Annotated in this window: 1 protein-coding gene; it reads right to left on the bottom strand. The window is 47.0% G+C overall.

All coding sequences use genetic code 11. The annotated features are described in order from the left end of the window. Positions 1–1551 (bottom strand): TonB-dependent receptor plug domain-containing protein (locus B3180_RS08025; protein ID WP_286843928.1); only part of this gene is annotated, 1551 nt, incomplete at its 3' end. Between the last annotated feature and the right edge of the window lie 156 nt (positions 1552–1707).

The raw sequence follows: 1707 nt of genomic DNA, 5'->3' as shown, positions 1-1707 counted from the left end.
AACACTCGGTGCCCGGAAACCTGTATTAATGGCGCCACGAACCGCAACTCTGTCCGTCAAATCGTATCTTCCGGAAAGCTTCCAACTCGTATTGTTACCAAAGTCGGAGTAATCTTCATGACGAATTGCTGCACCCCACATTAAGTCAGTAGTGAGTTGATTTTCAGCTTCTACATATACACCAAGGTTATCACGCGATTCATCAACCGCCGACTCAGGCGTGAACCCTGTGAAGCCCTGACTTCCGCTTGGGCGATCCTGGTAACCACCATTGATGTAAGAGGCTTCATCGCCGGCAATGACTTCATAAGAATTCTCACGGTAGCTAATACCCATAGCAAGAGAAAGCTCGGAGTTATTGGCAAAAGGAATGAAGCGCTGAGCATCAAATGTCAGGTTCGCTTCACTGTTTTCCAGTGTTCCGGCTTCAAAAGAAGTTGGTGTTAAGTCAGGACCCAAAGATGCGTTCAAAGAGTTTTCAACGTTGTACTGGAATTTGCTGAAACCATAACCACCGCTAAAATCTAGTGTCCACTCGGCCACAGCCCATTCGTATCCGGCATAAGCAGAATAATCATTTACGTCGGGAGCTAAAATTGGCAAGAATCCGTCAGGGTAAATTTCGGTTAATGTATTGCTTTGTAATGCACGACGGTAGAAGGCACCAGACTCTGACGTGCGATCGCTAATACCACCAAAAGCGTAAAAGTTTCCGTCACCTATGCCGATGTCAAGATTGGCAAACAAAGCTGCATTTTCATATTCCGCATCACCGACGTGAAAGCTTTGTCTATCAAAAGTCTGTTCGCGGGGATCAAGCCCACCGCTTGGCAGTTCAGGGTATTGTTGACGCGGATCATTGCCAGCTCGATTTGTTCTGTTTTTGTGATGCAGCTCTCCTGATAACGTAAAAGCGCCGTCATCGCCTATAGAAAAGCCGGAGCTTGCAGACAGTTTCCATTGCTCACCATCGCCTTTATGCGTCTGGCCGGCCTGAAAGTTTGCACTGCCGCCACTGTCATTGTCTTTTAATACGATATTAATCACACCCGCTATGGCATCAGAACCATAAAGGGCTGCCGCTCCGTCTCTTAAAACCTCAATGCGCTTAATTGCCGCAATAGGAATCGCATTTAAGTCTACATTCGAACTGCCGCGTCCGGTGGTGCCGTTTAGATGCACCAAAGCTGAGCTATGGCGTCGCTTACCGTTAATAAGTACCAGCGTATGATCAGGTGACAACCCTCTTAATGAAGCTGGTCGAACGGCGTCCGTACCATCAGTAACAGATGATGAAGGGTAATTGAAACTTGGTACGGCGTATTGAAGCGCCTTTGCTGTTTCCGTAATACCTGTTGCAGCTAAATCTTCGCCACTAATAATATCTACCGGCGCCGAACCATCTGTCGCTGTGCGCATGGACAATCGGGAACCCACCACCTGAATGACTTCTTCCACACTCTCAGCTTCAGAGCCTTGTTGCGCAGACGCAATTGGCGCTATGAAGAATGAACTTGCCAACGCAAGTGTTATCGCATTAAAACGTTTCATACTGCTCTCCCCCTGTGGTTATACAATGAATATAGCAGGAGATCAGTGATTTGGTTCAGTCTGGAAAAACCTTAGATATAAGCAAAAGTTATAATAGCGTGATGCTGAAGTGAGGTATTTTGTGACGGACATAAAAAAACCCCGGCGCGTTAGCAC

Source organism: Idiomarina sp. UBA4206 (assembly GCF_002383015.1).
Classification (GTDB): domain Bacteria; phylum Pseudomonadota; class Gammaproteobacteria; order Enterobacterales; family Alteromonadaceae; genus Idiomarina; species Idiomarina abyssalis.
The sequence above is the reverse complement of the archived record's forward strand: the minus strand, read 5'-3'. Positions and strand labels throughout refer to the sequence as shown.